Source organism: Lysobacter gummosus (genome assembly GCF_001442805.1).
Taxonomy (GTDB): domain Bacteria; phylum Pseudomonadota; class Gammaproteobacteria; order Xanthomonadales; family Xanthomonadaceae; genus Lysobacter; species Lysobacter gummosus.
Genome location: NZ_CP011131.1, coordinates 4222778 through 4237914 on the forward strand (window position 1 = coordinate 4222778; position 15137 = coordinate 4237914).

Below are 15137 nucleotides of genomic sequence, written 5' to 3' on the forward strand. Positions count from 1 at the left end.
CGACACGAACAAGCAGAACCAGCGCCTGTTTGCGCCGACTCCATACCTATTCGATTGATCCCGCCCTGCCTTGGGCCGAACACTAGGCGCTCCCTGCGCCTAATTTCGTGATCTGGGATTCAGCCCATACGGGTTGATCCGGTCTGCGAAGATAGCACACTTCGCCGGTTTTGCCAGCCCCAATCGGCGCCGCCCCGCCCCACGCCGGCCGCGCCGGGGGAGCGGGCAAAAAACAAGGCGGGCATCGCTGCCCGCCTTGTTCTGGAACCGCGTCGGAGCGATCAGCGCTTACGCGTTGTCGTCGCCGGTCACCGCTTCGGCCGCCGCCGGGGCCGGAGCCTCGACCGCAACGACCGGACCGGACAGCGCTTCCATCTCCTGGTCGGTCAGACCAGAAGCGTTCTTGCGGCGCTGGGTGTGGTACGCCAGGCCGGTGCCGGCCGGGATCAGACGGCCGACGATCACGTTTTCCTTCAGGCCGCGCAGGCCATCGCGGGTACCGCGCACGGCGGCCTCGGTCAGCACGCGGGTGGTTTCCTGGAAGGACGCCGCCGAAATGAACGATTCCGTCGCCAGCGAGGCCTTGGTGATGCCCAGCAGGACCGGGTCGTACTTGGCCGGGATCAGGTTACGGGCCAGCAGACGCGCGTTCTCTTCGACGAAGCGCTGACGCTCGATCTGCTCGCCGTGCAGGAACTTGCTGTCGCCGTGGTCGGTGATTTCGACCTTGCGCAGCATCTGACGGACGATCACTTCGATGTGCTTGTCGTTGATCTTCACGCCCTGCAGGCGGTAGACGTCCTGGATTTCCTTGGTCAGGTACACGGCCAGGGGCTCCACGCCGAGCAGGCGCAGGATGTCCTGCGGGCTCGGCTCGCCGTCCACCACGGTCTCGCCCTTCTCCACGTGCTCGCCTTCGAACACGATGATCTGGCGGTACTTCGGGATCAGCTCTTCGTGCTCTTCACCGTCGGCCTGCTTGATGATCAGGCGCTGCTTGCCCTTGGTGTCCTTGCCGAAGCTGACGATGCCGGAGACTTCCGCCAGGATCGCCGGGTCCTTGGGCTTGCGCGCTTCGAACAAGTCGGCCACGCGCGGCAGACCACCGGTGATGTCGCGGGTCTTCGACGCTTCCTGCGGGATCTTGGCGACCACGTCGCCCACGCCGACCGCGGCGCCGTCCTGCAGGTTGACGATCGAACGCGGCGGCAGCAGGTACTGCGCCGGCAGATCGGTGTTGGGGATCGACAGATCCTTGCCGTTCTTATCGACGATGCGCACGATCGGACGCAGATCCTTGCCCTGCGAACCGCGACGCTTGGGATCGGTGATTTCGCGCGAGGCCAGGCCGGTGAGTTCGTCGGTCTTCTCGATCACGGTCACGCCATCGACGAAGTCGATGAAGCGAATGAAACCGGCGACTTCCGAAACGATCGGGTGGTTATGCGGATCCCAGTTGGCGACGGTCTGGCCGGCCTTGATCTCGGCGCCGTCCTTGATGTTGACGGTCGCGCCGTACGGCAGCTTGTAGCGCTCGCGCTCGCGGCCGTGCGGGTCGAGCACCGACAGTTCGCCCGAACGCGAGACCGCGACCAGGTGACCGTTGGCGTGACCGACGTGCTTGAGGTTGTTGAACTTGATCGAACCGGTGGTCTTGACCGTGACGTTGTCGATCGCCGCAGCTCGCGATGCCGCACCACCGATGTGGAAGGTACGCATGGTCAGCTGGGTGCCGGGCTCGCCGATCGACTGAGCGGCGACGACGCCGACCGCTTCGCCGTGGTTGACCAGGTGGCCGCGGCCGAGGTCGCGACCGTAGCAGTTCGCGCACACGCCGAAGCTGCTGGTGCAGGTGATCGTGGAGCGGACCTTGATCGACTGGACGCTGGCGTCCTCGAGCTTGGCCACCCAGGCTTCGTCGAGCAGGGTGTTGCGGGTGACGATCGGATCTTCGTCGTTGCCCGGCAGGAACACGTCCTCGGCCACGACGCGGCCCAGCACGCGATCGCGCAGCGGTTCGACCACGTCGCCGCCTTCGACGATCGGGGTCATGGTCAGACCTTCGAGCGTGCCGCAGTCGTCTTCGGTGATCACCACGTCCTGCGCCACGTCGACCAGACGACGGGTCAGGTAACCCGAGTTCGCCGTCTTCAACGCGGTATCGGCCAGGCCCTTACGCGCGCCGTGGGTCGAGATGAAGTACTGAAGAACGTTCAGGCCTTCGCGGAAGTTCGCGGTGATCGGCGTTTCGATGATCGAGCCGTCGGGACGCGCCATCAGGCCGCGCATACCGGCCAGCTGACGGATCTGCGCCTGCGAACCACGCGCGCCGGAGTCGGCCATGATGTAAATCGAGTTCATCGACTTCTGCGGAACCATCTTGCCTTCCGCATTGGCGACGGTGTCGGTGCCGATCGCGTCCATCATCGCCTTGGCCACGCGCTCGTTCGTGCGCGACCAGATATCGACGACCTTGTTGTAGCGCTCGCCGGCGGTGACCAGACCGGACTGGTACTGCTGCTGGATTTCCAGCACTTCGGTCTCGGCCTCGGCCAGGATGCCCTTCTTCTCGCCCGGGATGATCATGTCGTCGATGCCGATGGAGACGCCGGCGCGGGTCGCGTAAGCGAAGCCGGTGTACATCAGGCGGTCGGCGAACACGACGGTGTCCTTCAGGCCGAGCATGCGGTAGCACGAGTTGATCAGACGACTGATGTTCTTCTTGGTCAGCTCGGTGTTGGCCAGCGCGTACGGCAGGCCGTCGGGCAGGATCTCGCGCAGCAGGGCGCGGCCGACGGTGGTGTCGACGATCGAGGTCTTGGGCTCGCGGGTGCCGTCCTCGTTGATCACGATCTCGCTGATGCGGACCTTGACCTTGGCGTGGATCTGCACGACGCGGTTGTCGTAGGCGCGCTTCACTTCGGCGACGTTGGCGAACACCATGCCCTCGCCCGCCTTGTTCTCCAAGGCGCGGGTCATGTAGTACAGACCCAGCACGACGTCCTGCGACGGCACGATGATCGGCTCGCCGTTGGCCGGCGAGAGGATGTTGTTCGACGCCATCATCAGCGCGCGCGCTTCCAGCTGGGCTTCCAGCGAGAGCGGCACGTGGACGGCCATCTGGTCACCGTCGAAGTCGGCGTTGAACGCGGTGCAGACCAGCGGGTGCAGCTGAATGGCCTTGCCTTCGATCAACACCGGCTCGAACGCCTGGATGCCCAGGCGGTGCAGGGTCGGCGCGCGGTTCAACAGCACCGGATGCTCGCGGATCACCTCTTCGAGGATGTCCCAGACTTCCGCTTCTTCGCGCTCGACCAGCTTCTTGGCGGCCTTGATCGTGGTCGCCAGGCCGCGACGCTGCAGCTTGGCGAAGATGAAGGGCTTGAACAGCTCCAGCGCCATCTTCTTCGGCAGGCCGCACTCGTGCAGGCGCAGGGTCGGGCCGACCACGATGACCGAACGGCCCGAGTAGTCAACGCGCTTGCCGAGCAGGTTCTGACGGAACCGGCCCTGCTTGCCCTTGATCATGTCGGCCAGCGACTTGAGCGGGCGCTTGTTGGTGCCGGTGATGGCGCGGCCGCGGCGGCCGTTGTCCATCAGGGCGTCGACCGACTCCTGCAGCATGCGCTTCTCGTTGCGCACGATGATGTCGGGCGCATTGAGTTCGAGCAGGCGGCGCAGGCGGTTGTTGCGGTTGATGACGCGGCGGTACAGGTCGTTGAGGTCGGAGGTCGCGAAGCGGCCGCCTTCCAGCGGGACCAGCGGACGCAGGTCCGGCGGCAGCACCGGCAGCACGGTCATGACCATCCACTCCGGACGGTTGCCGGATTCAAGGAAGGCTTCGACCAGCTTGATGCGCTTGGTCAGGCGCTTGAGCTTGGTTTCGCTGTTGGTCGAGGCGATCTCTTCCTTCAGCTGCAGCATCTCGGCCTGCAGATCGATCGTGCGCAGCAGGTCGTAGACGGCTTCGGCGCCCATGGCGGCTTCGAAGTCGTCGCCGTGCTCCTGGCGCGCGGTCAGGTACTGCTCTTCGGTCAGCAGGTTGCCGCGTTCCATCGGGGTCAGACCCGGTTCGGTCACGACATAGGCTTCGAAGTACAGGATGCGCTCGATGTCGCGCAGGGTCATGTCCAGCATCAGGCCGATACGCGAGGGCAGCGACTTGAGGAACCAGATGTGGGCGACCGGCGAAGCCAGGTCGATGTGACCCATGCGTTCGCGGCGGACCTTGGCCAGCGTGACTTCGGTGCCGCACTTCTCGCAGACCACGCCACGGTGCTTCATGCGCTTGTACTTGCCGCACAGGCACTCGTAGTCCTTGATCGGCCCGAAGATCGCGGCGCAGAACAGGCCGTCGCGTTCGGGCTTGAAGGTACGGTAGTTGATGGTTTCCGGCTTCTTCACTTCGCCGAACGACCACGAACGGATCAGGTCGGGAGAAGCCAACGCGATCTTGATCGCGTCGAAGTCCAGCGCGGGACGCTGCTGGTTGAAGAGATTGAGCAAGTCTTTCATGGGTTTCTCCGAGAATCGGGAATCGAGAATTGGGAATCGTCAGAGGCGGGGAACCAGGTCATCGGGGATCGTCGGCAGATGCAGCTTTTGCTTCGACGACTCCCGATTCCCGATTCCCCATTCACGGCTCTCAGTTCTCTTCCAGCTCCATGTTGATCGCGAGCGAGCGAATTTCCTTCACCAGCACGTTGAAGGACTCCGGCATGCCGGCGACCATCTCGTACTCGCCGTCGACGATGTTCTTGTACATCTGGTTGCGGCCCTGCACGTCGTCGGACTTCACCGTCAGCATTTCCTGCAGGGTGTAGGCCGCGCCGTAGGCTTCCAGCGCCCAGACTTCCATTTCGCCGAAACGCTGGCCGCCGAACTGCGCCTTGCCGCCCAGCGGCTGCTGGGTGACGAGCGAGTACGGACCGGTCGAACGCGCGTGCATCTTGTCGTCGACCAGGTGGTTCAGCTTCAGCATGTGCATGTAGCCGATCGTCACCGGACGCTCGAAGGCCTCGCCGGTACGGCCGTCGTGCAGCACGGCCTGGCCGCTGCTCGGCAGTTCGGCCAGTTCGAGCATGCGCTTGATCTCGACTTCGGCCGCGCCGTCGAACACCGGCGTCGCCATCGGCACGCCGTCGGTCAGGTTGTGTGCGAGCGTCAGCAGTTCCTCATCGGTGAACTGCTTCAGATCCACGCGCTGACCGTGCAGCTTCTGGTCGTGGTTGTAGATGTCGTCGAGGAACTTGCGCAGTTCGGAGATCTTCTGCTGCGCCTCCAGCATGCGCTGGATCTTCTGACCCAGGCCCTTGGCGGCCCAGCCCAGATGCACTTCCAGGATCTGGCCGATGTTCATACGCGACGGCACGCCCAGCGGGTTCAGCACGATATCGACGGTCTGGCCGTCGGCCGCGTACGGCATGTCCTCGACCGGAACGATCGTGGACACGACACCCTTGTTGCCGTGACGGCCGGCCATCTTGTCGCCCGGCTGGATACGGCGCTTGACCGCCAGGAACACCTTGACCGTCTTGAGGATGCCCGGCGCGAGGTCGTCGCCCTGGGTGATCTTGCCGCGCTTGTCGGCGAAGCGGCGATCGAATTCCTTCTGATGGACGTCGATCTGCTTCTGCGCGCGCTCGATCGCCTCGATCGCTTCCTCGTCCTTCATGCGCAGGGTGAACCAGTCGGACTTCTTCAGACCGTCCAGCACCAGGGAAGTGACGGTGTCGCCCTTCTTCAGGCCGGCGCCGCCGTTGGCGATCTTGCCGATCAGCTGCGTGCGCAGGCGATCGTAGATGGCCGCTTCCAGGATGCGGAACTGGTCGTCGAAGTCCTTCTTGACGCGGCGGATTTCCGACTCTTCGATCTGACGGGCGCGCTTGTCCTTCTCGATGCCGTCGCGGGTGAAGACCTGCACGTCGATGACGGTGCCGTCCATGCCCGGGGGCACGCGCAGCGAGCTGTCCTTAACGTCGGAAGCCTTCTCGCCGAAGATCGCGCGCAGAAGCTTCTCTTCCGGAGTCAGCTGCGACTCGCCCTTCGGCGTGACCTTGCCGACCAGGATGTCGCCGGCACGCACTTCCGCGCCGATGTAGACCACGCCCGACTCGTCGAGGCGGTTCAATGCCTGCTCGGAGACGTTCGGGATGTCGGCGGAGATTTCTTCCGGTCCCAGCTTGGTATCGCGCGCCGAGCAGGTCAGCTCTTCGATGTGGATCGTGGTGTAGCGATCCTCTTCGACCACGCGCTCGGAGAGCAGGATCGAGTCTTCGAAGTTGTAGCCGTTCCACGGCATGAACGCGACCAGCATGTTCTGGCCGAGCGCGAGCTCGCCGATGTCGGTCGAGGGACCGTCGGCCAGCACGTCGCCGCGGGCGATCACGTCGCCGACCTTGACCAGCGGGCTCTGGTTGATACAGGTGTTCTGGTTCGAACGCGTGTACTTGATCAGGTTGTAGATGTCCACGCCGGCATCGGTGACGCCGGAGATTTCGCTCTCGTTGACCTTGACCACGATGCGGGCCGCGTCGATCTGCTCGATCGTGCCGCCGCGCAGCGCGTTCACCGTCACGCCCGAGTCGCGCGCCACGGCGCGCTCGATGCCGGTGCCGACCAGCGGCTTCTGCGAACGCAGGGTCGGAACGGCCTGGCGCTGCATGTTCGCGCCCATCAGCGCGCGGTTGGCGTCGTCGTGCTCCAGGAACGGAACCAGCGCGGCGGCGACCGACACGGTCTGCATCGGCGAGACGTCCATGAAGTGGATCTCGGACGGCGGCTTGAGCAAGGTTTCGCCCTGGAAGCGGCAGGCGACGAACTGGGCGGTGATCATGCCCTTGTCGTCCTGCGGCGCGTTGGCCTGGGCGATGACGTACTCGTTCTCTTCGATCGCCGACAGGAACTCGACGTCGTCGGTGACCTTGCCGTCCACGACCTTGCGGTACGGCGTCTCGAGGAAGCCGTACTTGTTGGTGCGGGCGAACACAGCCAGCGAATTGATCAGGCCGATGTTCGGGCCTTCAGGCGTTTCGATGGTGCACACGCGGCCGTAATGGGTCGGGTGCACGTCGCGCACTTCGAAGCCGGCGCGTTCGCGGGTCAGGCCGCCCGGGCCGAGGGCCGACACGCGACGCTTGTGCGTGACTTCCGACAGCGGGTTGTTCTGATCCATGAACTGCGACAGCTGCGAGGAGCCGAAGAACTCCTTGATCGCGGCGGCTACAGGCTTGGCGTTGATGAGTTCCTGCGGCGTCAGGCCTTCGGACTCGGCCATCGACAGGCGCTCCTTGACCGCGCGCTCGACGCGGACCAGGCCGACGCGGAAGGTGTTCTCGGCCATTTCGCCGACCGAACGCACGCGGCGGTTGCCCAGGTGATCGATGTCGTCGACCACGCCGCGACCGTTGCGGATCTCGGTCAGCACGCGGATGACGTCGAGGATGTCCGAAGTCTGGCCCAGCTCGTTGCGCAGGCGCACCGACTCTTCGTCCTTGCGCTCGGCAAAGTACTTGGCGTCGTACAGCACCGAGGCGCCGAGGGTTTCCTTGCGGCCGATGCGGCGGTTGAACTTCATCCGGCCCACGCCCGACAGGTCGTAGCGCTCGAAGGTGAAGAACAGGTTGTGGAACAGGTTCTGCGCGGCGTCCTTGGTCGGCGGCTCGCCGGGACGCATCATGCGGTAGATCTCGACCAGCGCTTCGAGCTGGGTCTTGGACGGATCGATGCGCAGGGTGTTGGAGATGTACGGGCCGCGGTCGAGGTCGTTGACCCAGATCGTGCCGACCATTTCGATGCCGGCCTTGCGGAACGCGGCGAGCTGTTCTTCGCTGATTTCGTCGTTGGCCGAAGCCAGCAGTTCGCCGGACTTGGTATCGACCACGTCGTGCGACAGGATGCGGCCGACCAGATAGGCGTCGGGCACGGCCAGCGCGGCGATGCCGGACTGTTCCATCTGCTTCACGTGGCGCGCGGTGATGCGCTTGCCGGCTTCGACGATGACCTTGTCGCCGTCGGCCAGATCGAAGTCGAGGGTTTCGCCGCGCAGGCGCTCGGAGACCAGTTCCCACTGCACGCCCTCGGGCATGATGTGGAAGGTGTTGATCTCGAAGAACTCGGCCAGCATCTCGGTGTTGTTGTAGCCCAGCGCGCGCAGCAGCACGGTCACCGGCAGCTTGCGGCGACGGTCGATACGGGTGAACAGCGCATCCTTCGGGTCGTACTCGAAGTCGAGCCACGAGCCGCGATACGGAATGATGCGGGCGCTGTACAGCAGCTTGCCCGAGCTGTGGGTCTTGCCGCGGTCGTGATCGAAGAACACGCCCGGCGAGCGGTGCAGCTGCGAGACGATGACGCGTTCGGTGCCGTTGACGATGAAGGTGCCGTTGTCGGTCATGAGCGGAATCTCGCCCATGTAGACCTCCTGCTCCTTCACGTACTTGATGGCCTTGGTCGAGGACTCGCGATCGTAGATCACCAGGCGCACGGTCACGCGCAGCGGAGCGCCGTAGGACAGGCCGCGGTTACGGCATTCGCGCTCGTCGAACACCGGGTCGCCGAGCTTGTAGCCCACGTACTCGAGCGCGGCGTTGCCGCTGTAGCTGGAAATCGGGAACACCGACTTGAGGGCCGCGTGCAAGCCGCGATCGGCGCGCTTGGCCGGGTCGATATTTTCCTGCAGGAATTCGCGGTAGGAATCGACCTGGATCGCGAGCAGGAAGGGAACTTCGAGGATGGATTTGCGCTTACCGAAATCCTTGCGGATGCGCTTCTTTTCGGTGAACGAATATTGCTGCGTCGTGGAAGCTGTGGTCATGGTGAGCTACCGCCTCGATTAGCTGTGGGGCCGGGAAAGCCGCGCTTGGCGCCTTCCGGGCGAACCGCGCGTCCGCGGTTCAGGGACTAATGTCTGAAAACTAAAATTGCCAGTGGGAAGTCGCTGGTATTGCCGGCACCAGCACGCCTTCTCCCGCTACTTCCAACTGCCAACTCGTATTGCCGGGATTGGTGATTCGGGATTAGGGATTCGTAAAAACAAAAGCCGCTGTTTCGAATCCCTAATCCCGAATCACCAATCCCGTGGAACGGCCAAAGGCCGGGGACTTTCGTCCCCAGCCTTCAGTGGTCGCCAAAGAAACTCGGCGACGCAAGTACTGCTTACTTGACTTCGACAGTCGCACCAGCGGCTTCGAGATCCTTCTTGAACTTCTCGGAGTCGGCCTTGTTGACCGCTTCCTTGACAGTCTGCGGAGCGCCTTCGACCAGGTCCTTGGCTTCCTTCAGACCCAGGCCGGTGATGGCGCGCACGGCCTTGATGACTTCGACCTTCTTGTCGCCGGCAGCCTTCAGGATGACGTTGAACTCGGTCTGCTCTTCGACCGGAGCGGCGGCTTCGGCGGCGACGCCGGCGACGACCGGAGCAGCGGCGGAAACGCCGAACTTCTCTTCGATCGCACGGACCAGCTCCATGACTTCCATCAGGGTCTTTTCGGCGATGGCGTCAACGATTTGTTCGTTGGAAAGGGACATTTGAATAACCTCAGGAAATATTGATCTTTCGAATCGGGTTCAGTGAAGCGGTCGCGAACGCGGACGGGCGATTAGGCCGGTTCCGCTTCCGCCGGAGCTTCGGCAGCGACTTCGCCGCCGCCCTGCTTGTCGGCCACGGCCTTGACGGCACGGGCGAACATGCTGGCGGGTTCGGACAGGACGCGGGCCAACATGGCCAGGGCCTGCTCGAGGGTCGGCAGAGAGGCGAGGACATCGACGTGGCTGGCCGGATACACCTGACCACCCATCGCAACGACCTTGGCCTTCAGCTTGTCGTTGCCCTTGGCGAATTCCTTGATAAGACGACCGGCAGCGCCGGGTTCTTCGGTCGAGAACGCATACAGCAGCGGGCCGACGAGCTTGTCCTGGACGCACTCGTATTCGGTACCAGCCACGGCGCGCGACGCCAGGGTGTTCTTGACAACACGCAAGTACACACCGGTTTCACGAGCCTTTTTACGCATCGCGGTCATTTGACCGACCGTGATGCCTGCGTACTCGGCGGCAATCAAGGAGTGAGCCTTCGCAGCGACTTCTGCCAGTTCGGCGACTACTTCTTGCTTCTGAGACAGATTAAGAGCCATTGCACTCCTCCAAGGCCGGGATTCGGGATTCGCGAGCCGGAATCGACGGAGCGGCTTTCGCCGACTTCAACCGATCCCCAATCCCCGAACATCCAATCCCGGCACTATTAACTCCGCTTACGGCTCCTGCCGTTCGCGGTCCTGGGCGGCGACCGTCCGTGGGCGCCGGGGATGCCTGCGGCATCCCGGTGGTGGCCGTTCCTGAAAAATTTCAGTAGGGGCACCATCTACGCCGGCCCGGCTCCGAAGAGTCCGAATTAAGCGATCCCGCTAGCACCGACGGCGACTCCTTGCCGTGTCGAGCTTCCCTGCCCGTCGTCGGTACGCGCTGACCGCGCCTGCGGTCTTTGACGGCTATCGCTTTGGGCCTGGGCCCGGGGCGATGCCCTCAAAAGTTTGGCTTGCGGCGGAGTGGACCGCCGCTCGCCTTTGTTTCGTCATTCCCGCGAAAGCGGGAATCCAGTGACTTGTTCGTTGCTGCAACCGGAGTGAAGCAAGGCGCTCGCGCTATGCGCAGGAGCGCCGAGACATCACTTCAGAGTCAGCGAGGTCTGATCGACGATCACGCCCGGACCCATGGTCGAGCTGATCGAGATCTTCTGCAGGTACTGACCCTTGGCGGTGGACGGCTTGGCCTTGATCAGGTCGAGCAGCAGCGCCTGCAGGTTGTCCTTCAGCGAGCCGTCCTCGAAGGAGACCTTGCCGATGGTGCAGTGGATGATGCCGGCCTTGTCGGTGCGGTAACGCACCTGGCCGCCCTTGGCGTTCTTGACCGCTTCAGCCGGATTGGCCGAGACGGTGCCGACCTTCGGGTTCGGCATCAGGCCGCGCGGGCCCAGCACCTGACCGAGCTTACCGACGACGCGCATGGCGTCCGGGGTAGCGATGACGACGTCGTAGTTCAGATCGCCGGCCTGCATCTTCTCGGCCAGATCGTCCATACCCACAGCTTCGGCGCCCGCGGCCAGGGCCTCGTCGGCCTTGGCGCCGGCGGGGGCGAACACCGCCACGCGCACCGACTTGCCGGTACCGGCCGGCAGCACGGTCGAGCCGCGCACCTGCTGGTCGGACTTCTTCGCGTCCACGCCCAGACGGACGGACACGTCGACGGACTCGACGAACTTGGCCTTGGTGGCGGTCTTGACGATCTTGACGGCTTCGTCGAAGGAGTAAGCCTTACCCGGAACAACGGCGGCCTTGATTGCTTTTTCGCGCTTCGTGATTGCCATGATCAGCCCTCCACCACCAGACCCATGCTGCGGGCGGAGCCCGCAATCGTCTTCACCGCCGCGTCCAGATCGGCCGCGGTCAGATCGGCTTCCTTCGCCTTGGCGATGTCTTCGAGCTGCTTACGGGTGACCTTGCCCACCTTGTCGGTATTCGGGCGCTTGGAGCCGGAGGTGATGCCCGCGGCCTTCTTCAGCAGCACCGAAGCCGGGGTCGACTTGGTGACGAAGGTGAAGGTACGGTCCGAGTAGGCCGTGATGATGACCGGCGTCGGCAGACCCGGCTCGAGCTTGGAGGTCGCGGCGTTGAACGCTTTGCAGAACTCCATGATGTTCAGACCGCGCTGACCCAGCGCAGGACCGACCGGCGGCGAGGGGTTGGCCTGACCGGCCTTGACCTGCAGCTTGATGTAGCCGACTACTTTCTTTGCCATTTTGGTTTCTCTCCGGGTGCTAGCGCCTTGACCGCAGGCTCCCCATCGGACCGGAAATCGCGCGTTCCGGTATCGCGTATTGAATTTAACACTTCAAAATCAAGCACTTGAATTGCACAGATAGCCGCCCAGAGCGAATGCGCAGGGCGGCCGAACAGGCAAGGCTCGCCACACAAAGGCAGCGAGCCGCACACTATATCAGGTTTTTCGGACTTTGCAGCCCGCAGATCGGAGCGGGACCGGACGCGCCGGCCCCGTCAGGCTCAGGTGGCCTTTTCGACCTGACCGAATTCCAGCTCGACCGGGGTCGAACGGCCGAAGATCAGCACCGCGACGCGCAGGCGGCTCTTCTCGTAGTTGATTTCCTCGACCACGCCGTTGAAGTCCACGAACGGGCCATCGACCACGCGGACCATCTCGCCCGGCTCGAACAGCACCTTCGGACGCGGCTTCTCGACGCCTTCCTGAACGCGCTGCAGGATACGGTCGGCCTCGCTGTCCTGGATCGGCAGCGGGCGATCGGCGGTGCCGCCGATGAAACCCATGACCTTCGGGGTTTCCTTGATCAGGTGCCAGCTCTCGCTGTCGATGCGCGGAATGCCGGCTTCGTCATGCGTGGAAATCTGGACCAGGACGTAGCCCGGGAAGAACTTGCGCTCGGAACGGCGCTTCTGGCCGGAACGCATTTCCACGACTTCTTCCGTCGGGACCAGGACGTCGCCGAAGCGGTCCTGCATTTCGAAACGGACGATGCGGTCGCGCAGCGCCTGGGCCACGGACTTCTCGAAACCGGAGTAGGCGTGGACTACGTACCAACGCTTGTTGTCTTGCGTATTCAAGTCGGTCGTCTCCTCAGCGCGACAGCAGGAATTTGACCGCGGCCTGGATCACCCAGTCGAAACTGGACAGGATCAGGCTCAGGATGGCCACCGCGATCATGACCACCCAGGTGGTCTTGAGCGCTTCTTCACGGGTCGGCCAGACCACCTTGCGCAGTTCGAAGCGCGATTCGGACAGGAACTCGCGGGTCTGCAGGCCCTTGCCGGTCAGCATGAACACCGCCGCGCCGGCGAGCAGACCGGCCACGACCACGCCTGAACGCAGCGGGCCGCTCCAATTCTCGAACCAGAGGTAGGCGAACACACCGCCGGCCGCCAGCAGCAGAGCCAGGGCGTACTTGACGATGTCACCGGCGCCGCCGGATTTGTGTTGTTCGGCCTTGCTGTTCATTCTCGGGGCGATTCCCTCGCGAAAGCCCGCCCATCCCTGCGCGGCCCTTTCAATGCATTCCAGTCGCCGGGTCGTCCGAACCGGCTCGGTGTCGAGTGGCACGCCAGGAGGGACTCGAACCCCCAACCTGCGGTTTTGGAGACCGCTGCTCTGCCAATTGAGCTACTGGCGTACGTCTTGAAATCTTCTGACCCGGATCAACGCCATTCTCAGGCGGATCGCCGGTCGATCATTGTGTTCGAAAACACGGAGCTTTGAAACAACGAAGGCGGACCGGGTTGCCGGCCCGCCGTTCGCTTGGGCTTGCATTCATCGCCGGTGGGCTGGGATGAACATTCTTGCTTTTGCCTGATACTTCGGACTTCGTCCTCGTCTCTGGATCCCCACTTTCGCGGGGATGACGATTCGACAAAGCCGGGCGCGCAAGCGCGCCCGGGTCAAATCGTCACTTGATGATCTTCGCCACCACGCCGGCGCCGACGGTACGGCCGCCTTCGCGAATCGCGAAACGCAGGCCTTCGTCCATCGCCACCGGGTTGATCAGCGACACCACCATCTTCACGTTGTCGCCCGGCATCACCATCTCGACGCCTTCCGGCAGCTCGCAAGCGCCGGTGATGTCGGTGGTGCGGAAGTAGAACTGCGGACGGTAGCCCTTGAAGAACGGCGTGTGACGGCCGCCTTCGTCCTTCGACAGCACATACACTTCGGCTTCGAAGTCGGTGTGCGGCTTGATCGAACCCGGCTTGCACAGCACCTGGCCGCGCTCCACGTCGTCACGCTTGGTGCCGCGCAGCAACAGACCGGCGTTGTCGCCCGCCTGACCCTGGTCCAGCAGCTTGCGGAACATTTCCACGCCCGTAACCGTGGTCTTCTGCGTCGGACGGATACCGACGATTTCGATTTCGTCGCCCACCTTCACGATGCCGCGCTCGATACGACCGGTCACCACGGTGCCGCGGCCCGAGATCGAGAACACGTCTTCCACCGGCATCAGGAACGGCTTGTCGATCGCGCGCTCCGGCTCCGGAATGAACGTGTCCAGCGCATCGACCAGCTTCAGGATCGCCGGCACGCCGATTTCGCTCTGGTCGCCTTCCAGCGCCAGACGGGCCGAACCGTGGATGATCGGGGTGTCGTCGCCCGGGAACTCGTACTTGGTCAGCAGCTCGCGGACTTCCATCTCCACCAGCTCCAGCAGCTCGGCGTCGTCCACCATGTCGGCCTTGTTCAGGAACACGACGATGTACGGCACGCCGACCTGACGCGACAGCAGGATGTGCTCGCGCGTCTGCGGCATCGGACCGTCAGCGGCCGAGCACACCAGAATCGCGCCGTCCATCTGCGCCGCACCCGTGATCATGTTCTTCACGTAGTCCGCGTGGCCCGGGCAATCGACGTGCGCGTAATGGCGGTTCGCCGATTCGTATTCCACGTGCGCGGTCGAAATCGTGATGCCGCGAGCCTTCTCTTCCGGCGCCGCGTCGATCGCGTCGTACGCCTTGAACTCGCCACCGAAACGCTCAGCGCCCACCTTGGTCAGCGCCGCCGTCAGCGTCGTCTTGCCGTGGTCAACGTGACCGATCGTGCCGACGTTCACGTGCGGCTTGGTGCGCTCGAATTTACCCTTAGCCATGGCTGTCGCTTCTCGTTTGTGGTCTGTGTGTTGCGGTGGCTGTTGGTAAAGCAGCCGATACTGCGGGATGTGGTGCTCACGAAAGGAATCGAACCTTCGACCTCCTCCTTACCAAGGAGGTGCTCTACCGACTGAGCTACGTGAGCGTGAAACTCGGTGTTGCGACCCGATCAACCGGGCCTTGCTGCAATGGGGTCGTCAAGAATGAATTCAATGGAGCGGGAGACGGGATTCGAACCCGCATTATCAGCTTGGAAGGCTGAGGCTCTAACCATTGAACTACTCCCGCGCCGCGTACAGCCATTACAGCGTTGGAACGTATCGCACTGCCTGTCGAACTTTTGAAGCTTTGTCACCAGACACATGCGGCTTGAAACATCTGGTGGAGGGAGGTGGATTCGAACCACCGAAGGCGTAAGCCAGCAGATTTACAGTCTGCCCCCGTTGGCCGCTTGGGTATCCCTCCGAAAGAGCCCGT

9 protein-coding genes and 4 tRNA genes are annotated in these 15137 nt (G+C 63.5%); all 13 read right to left on the reverse strand.

Going from position 1 to position 15137, the window contains the following annotated elements:
• Window positions 1-288 precede the first annotated feature (288 nt).
• The 13 genes from rpoC to LG3211_RS17165 all read right to left on the reverse strand — a co-directional run bounded on the left by rpoC (window position 289) and on the right by LG3211_RS17165 (window position 15125).
• On the reverse strand, window positions 289-4515 hold the full coding sequence (gene rpoC / locus LG3211_RS17105; protein WP_057943882.1) for a DNA-directed RNA polymerase subunit beta': 4227 nt from the start codon (window positions 4513-4515) through the stop codon (window positions 289-291).
• Between the two features lie 130 nt (window positions 4516-4645).
• Window positions 4646-8815: a DNA-directed RNA polymerase subunit beta gene (gene rpoB, locus LG3211_RS17110; protein WP_057943883.1), complete on the reverse strand. Its 4170-nt coding sequence runs from the start codon at window positions 8813-8815 to the stop codon at window positions 4646-4648.
• A gap of 341 nt (window positions 8816-9156) precedes the next feature.
• Window positions 9157-9528 carry a 50S ribosomal protein L7/L12 gene (rplL, locus tag LG3211_RS17115; protein WP_057943884.1) on the reverse strand — a complete coding sequence of 124 codons (372 nt, stop codon included), beginning with the start codon at window positions 9526-9528 and terminating at the stop codon, window positions 9157-9159.
• 71 nt (window positions 9529-9599) lie between these two features.
• Window positions 9600-10133 carry a 50S ribosomal protein L10 gene (gene rplJ / locus LG3211_RS17120; protein ID WP_057943885.1) on the reverse strand — a complete coding sequence of 178 codons (534 nt, stop codon included), beginning with the start codon at window positions 10131-10133 and terminating at the stop codon, window positions 9600-9602.
• A 530-nt stretch (window positions 10134-10663) separates the two neighbouring features.
• The gene (rplA, locus tag LG3211_RS17125) at window positions 10664-11362 is read right to left on the reverse strand and encodes a 50S ribosomal protein L1 (protein ID WP_057943886.1); all 699 of its coding nucleotides are present in this window, start codon (window positions 11360-11362) and stop codon (window positions 10664-10666) included.
• Window positions 11363-11364: 2 nt separating this feature from the next.
• A complete protein-coding gene (gene rplK, locus LG3211_RS17130; protein WP_036115418.1) occupies window positions 11365-11793 on the reverse strand; it encodes a 50S ribosomal protein L11 in 429 nt (142 codons plus the stop codon).
• Window positions 11794-12056: 263 nt separating this feature from the next.
• Window positions 12057-12632, reverse strand: coding sequence for a transcription termination/antitermination protein NusG (gene nusG, locus LG3211_RS17135; protein ID WP_057943887.1), 576 nt, complete (start codon window positions 12630-12632; stop codon window positions 12057-12059).
• Window positions 12633-12645: 13 nt separating this feature from the next.
• Complete coding sequence (secE, locus tag LG3211_RS17140) at window positions 12646-13023, reverse strand: preprotein translocase subunit SecE (protein ID WP_057943888.1); 378 nt, start codon at window positions 13021-13023, stop codon at window positions 12646-12648.
• Between the two features lie 96 nt (window positions 13024-13119).
• A tRNA-Trp gene (locus LG3211_RS17145) sits at window positions 13120-13195 on the reverse strand.
• 273 nt (window positions 13196-13468) lie between these two features.
• Window positions 13469-14659, reverse strand: a complete 1191-nt coding sequence (tuf, locus tag LG3211_RS17150; protein WP_057943879.1) for an elongation factor Tu — start codon at window positions 14657-14659, stop codon at window positions 13469-13471.
• Window positions 14660-14729: 70 nt separating this feature from the next.
• Window positions 14730-14805 (reverse strand) — tRNA-Thr (locus tag LG3211_RS17155).
• A gap of 68 nt (window positions 14806-14873) precedes the next feature.
• A tRNA-Gly gene (locus LG3211_RS17160) sits at window positions 14874-14948 on the reverse strand.
• 91 nt (window positions 14949-15039) lie between these two features.
• A tRNA-Tyr gene (locus tag LG3211_RS17165) sits at window positions 15040-15125 on the reverse strand.
• Between the last annotated feature and the right edge of the window lie 12 nt (window positions 15126-15137).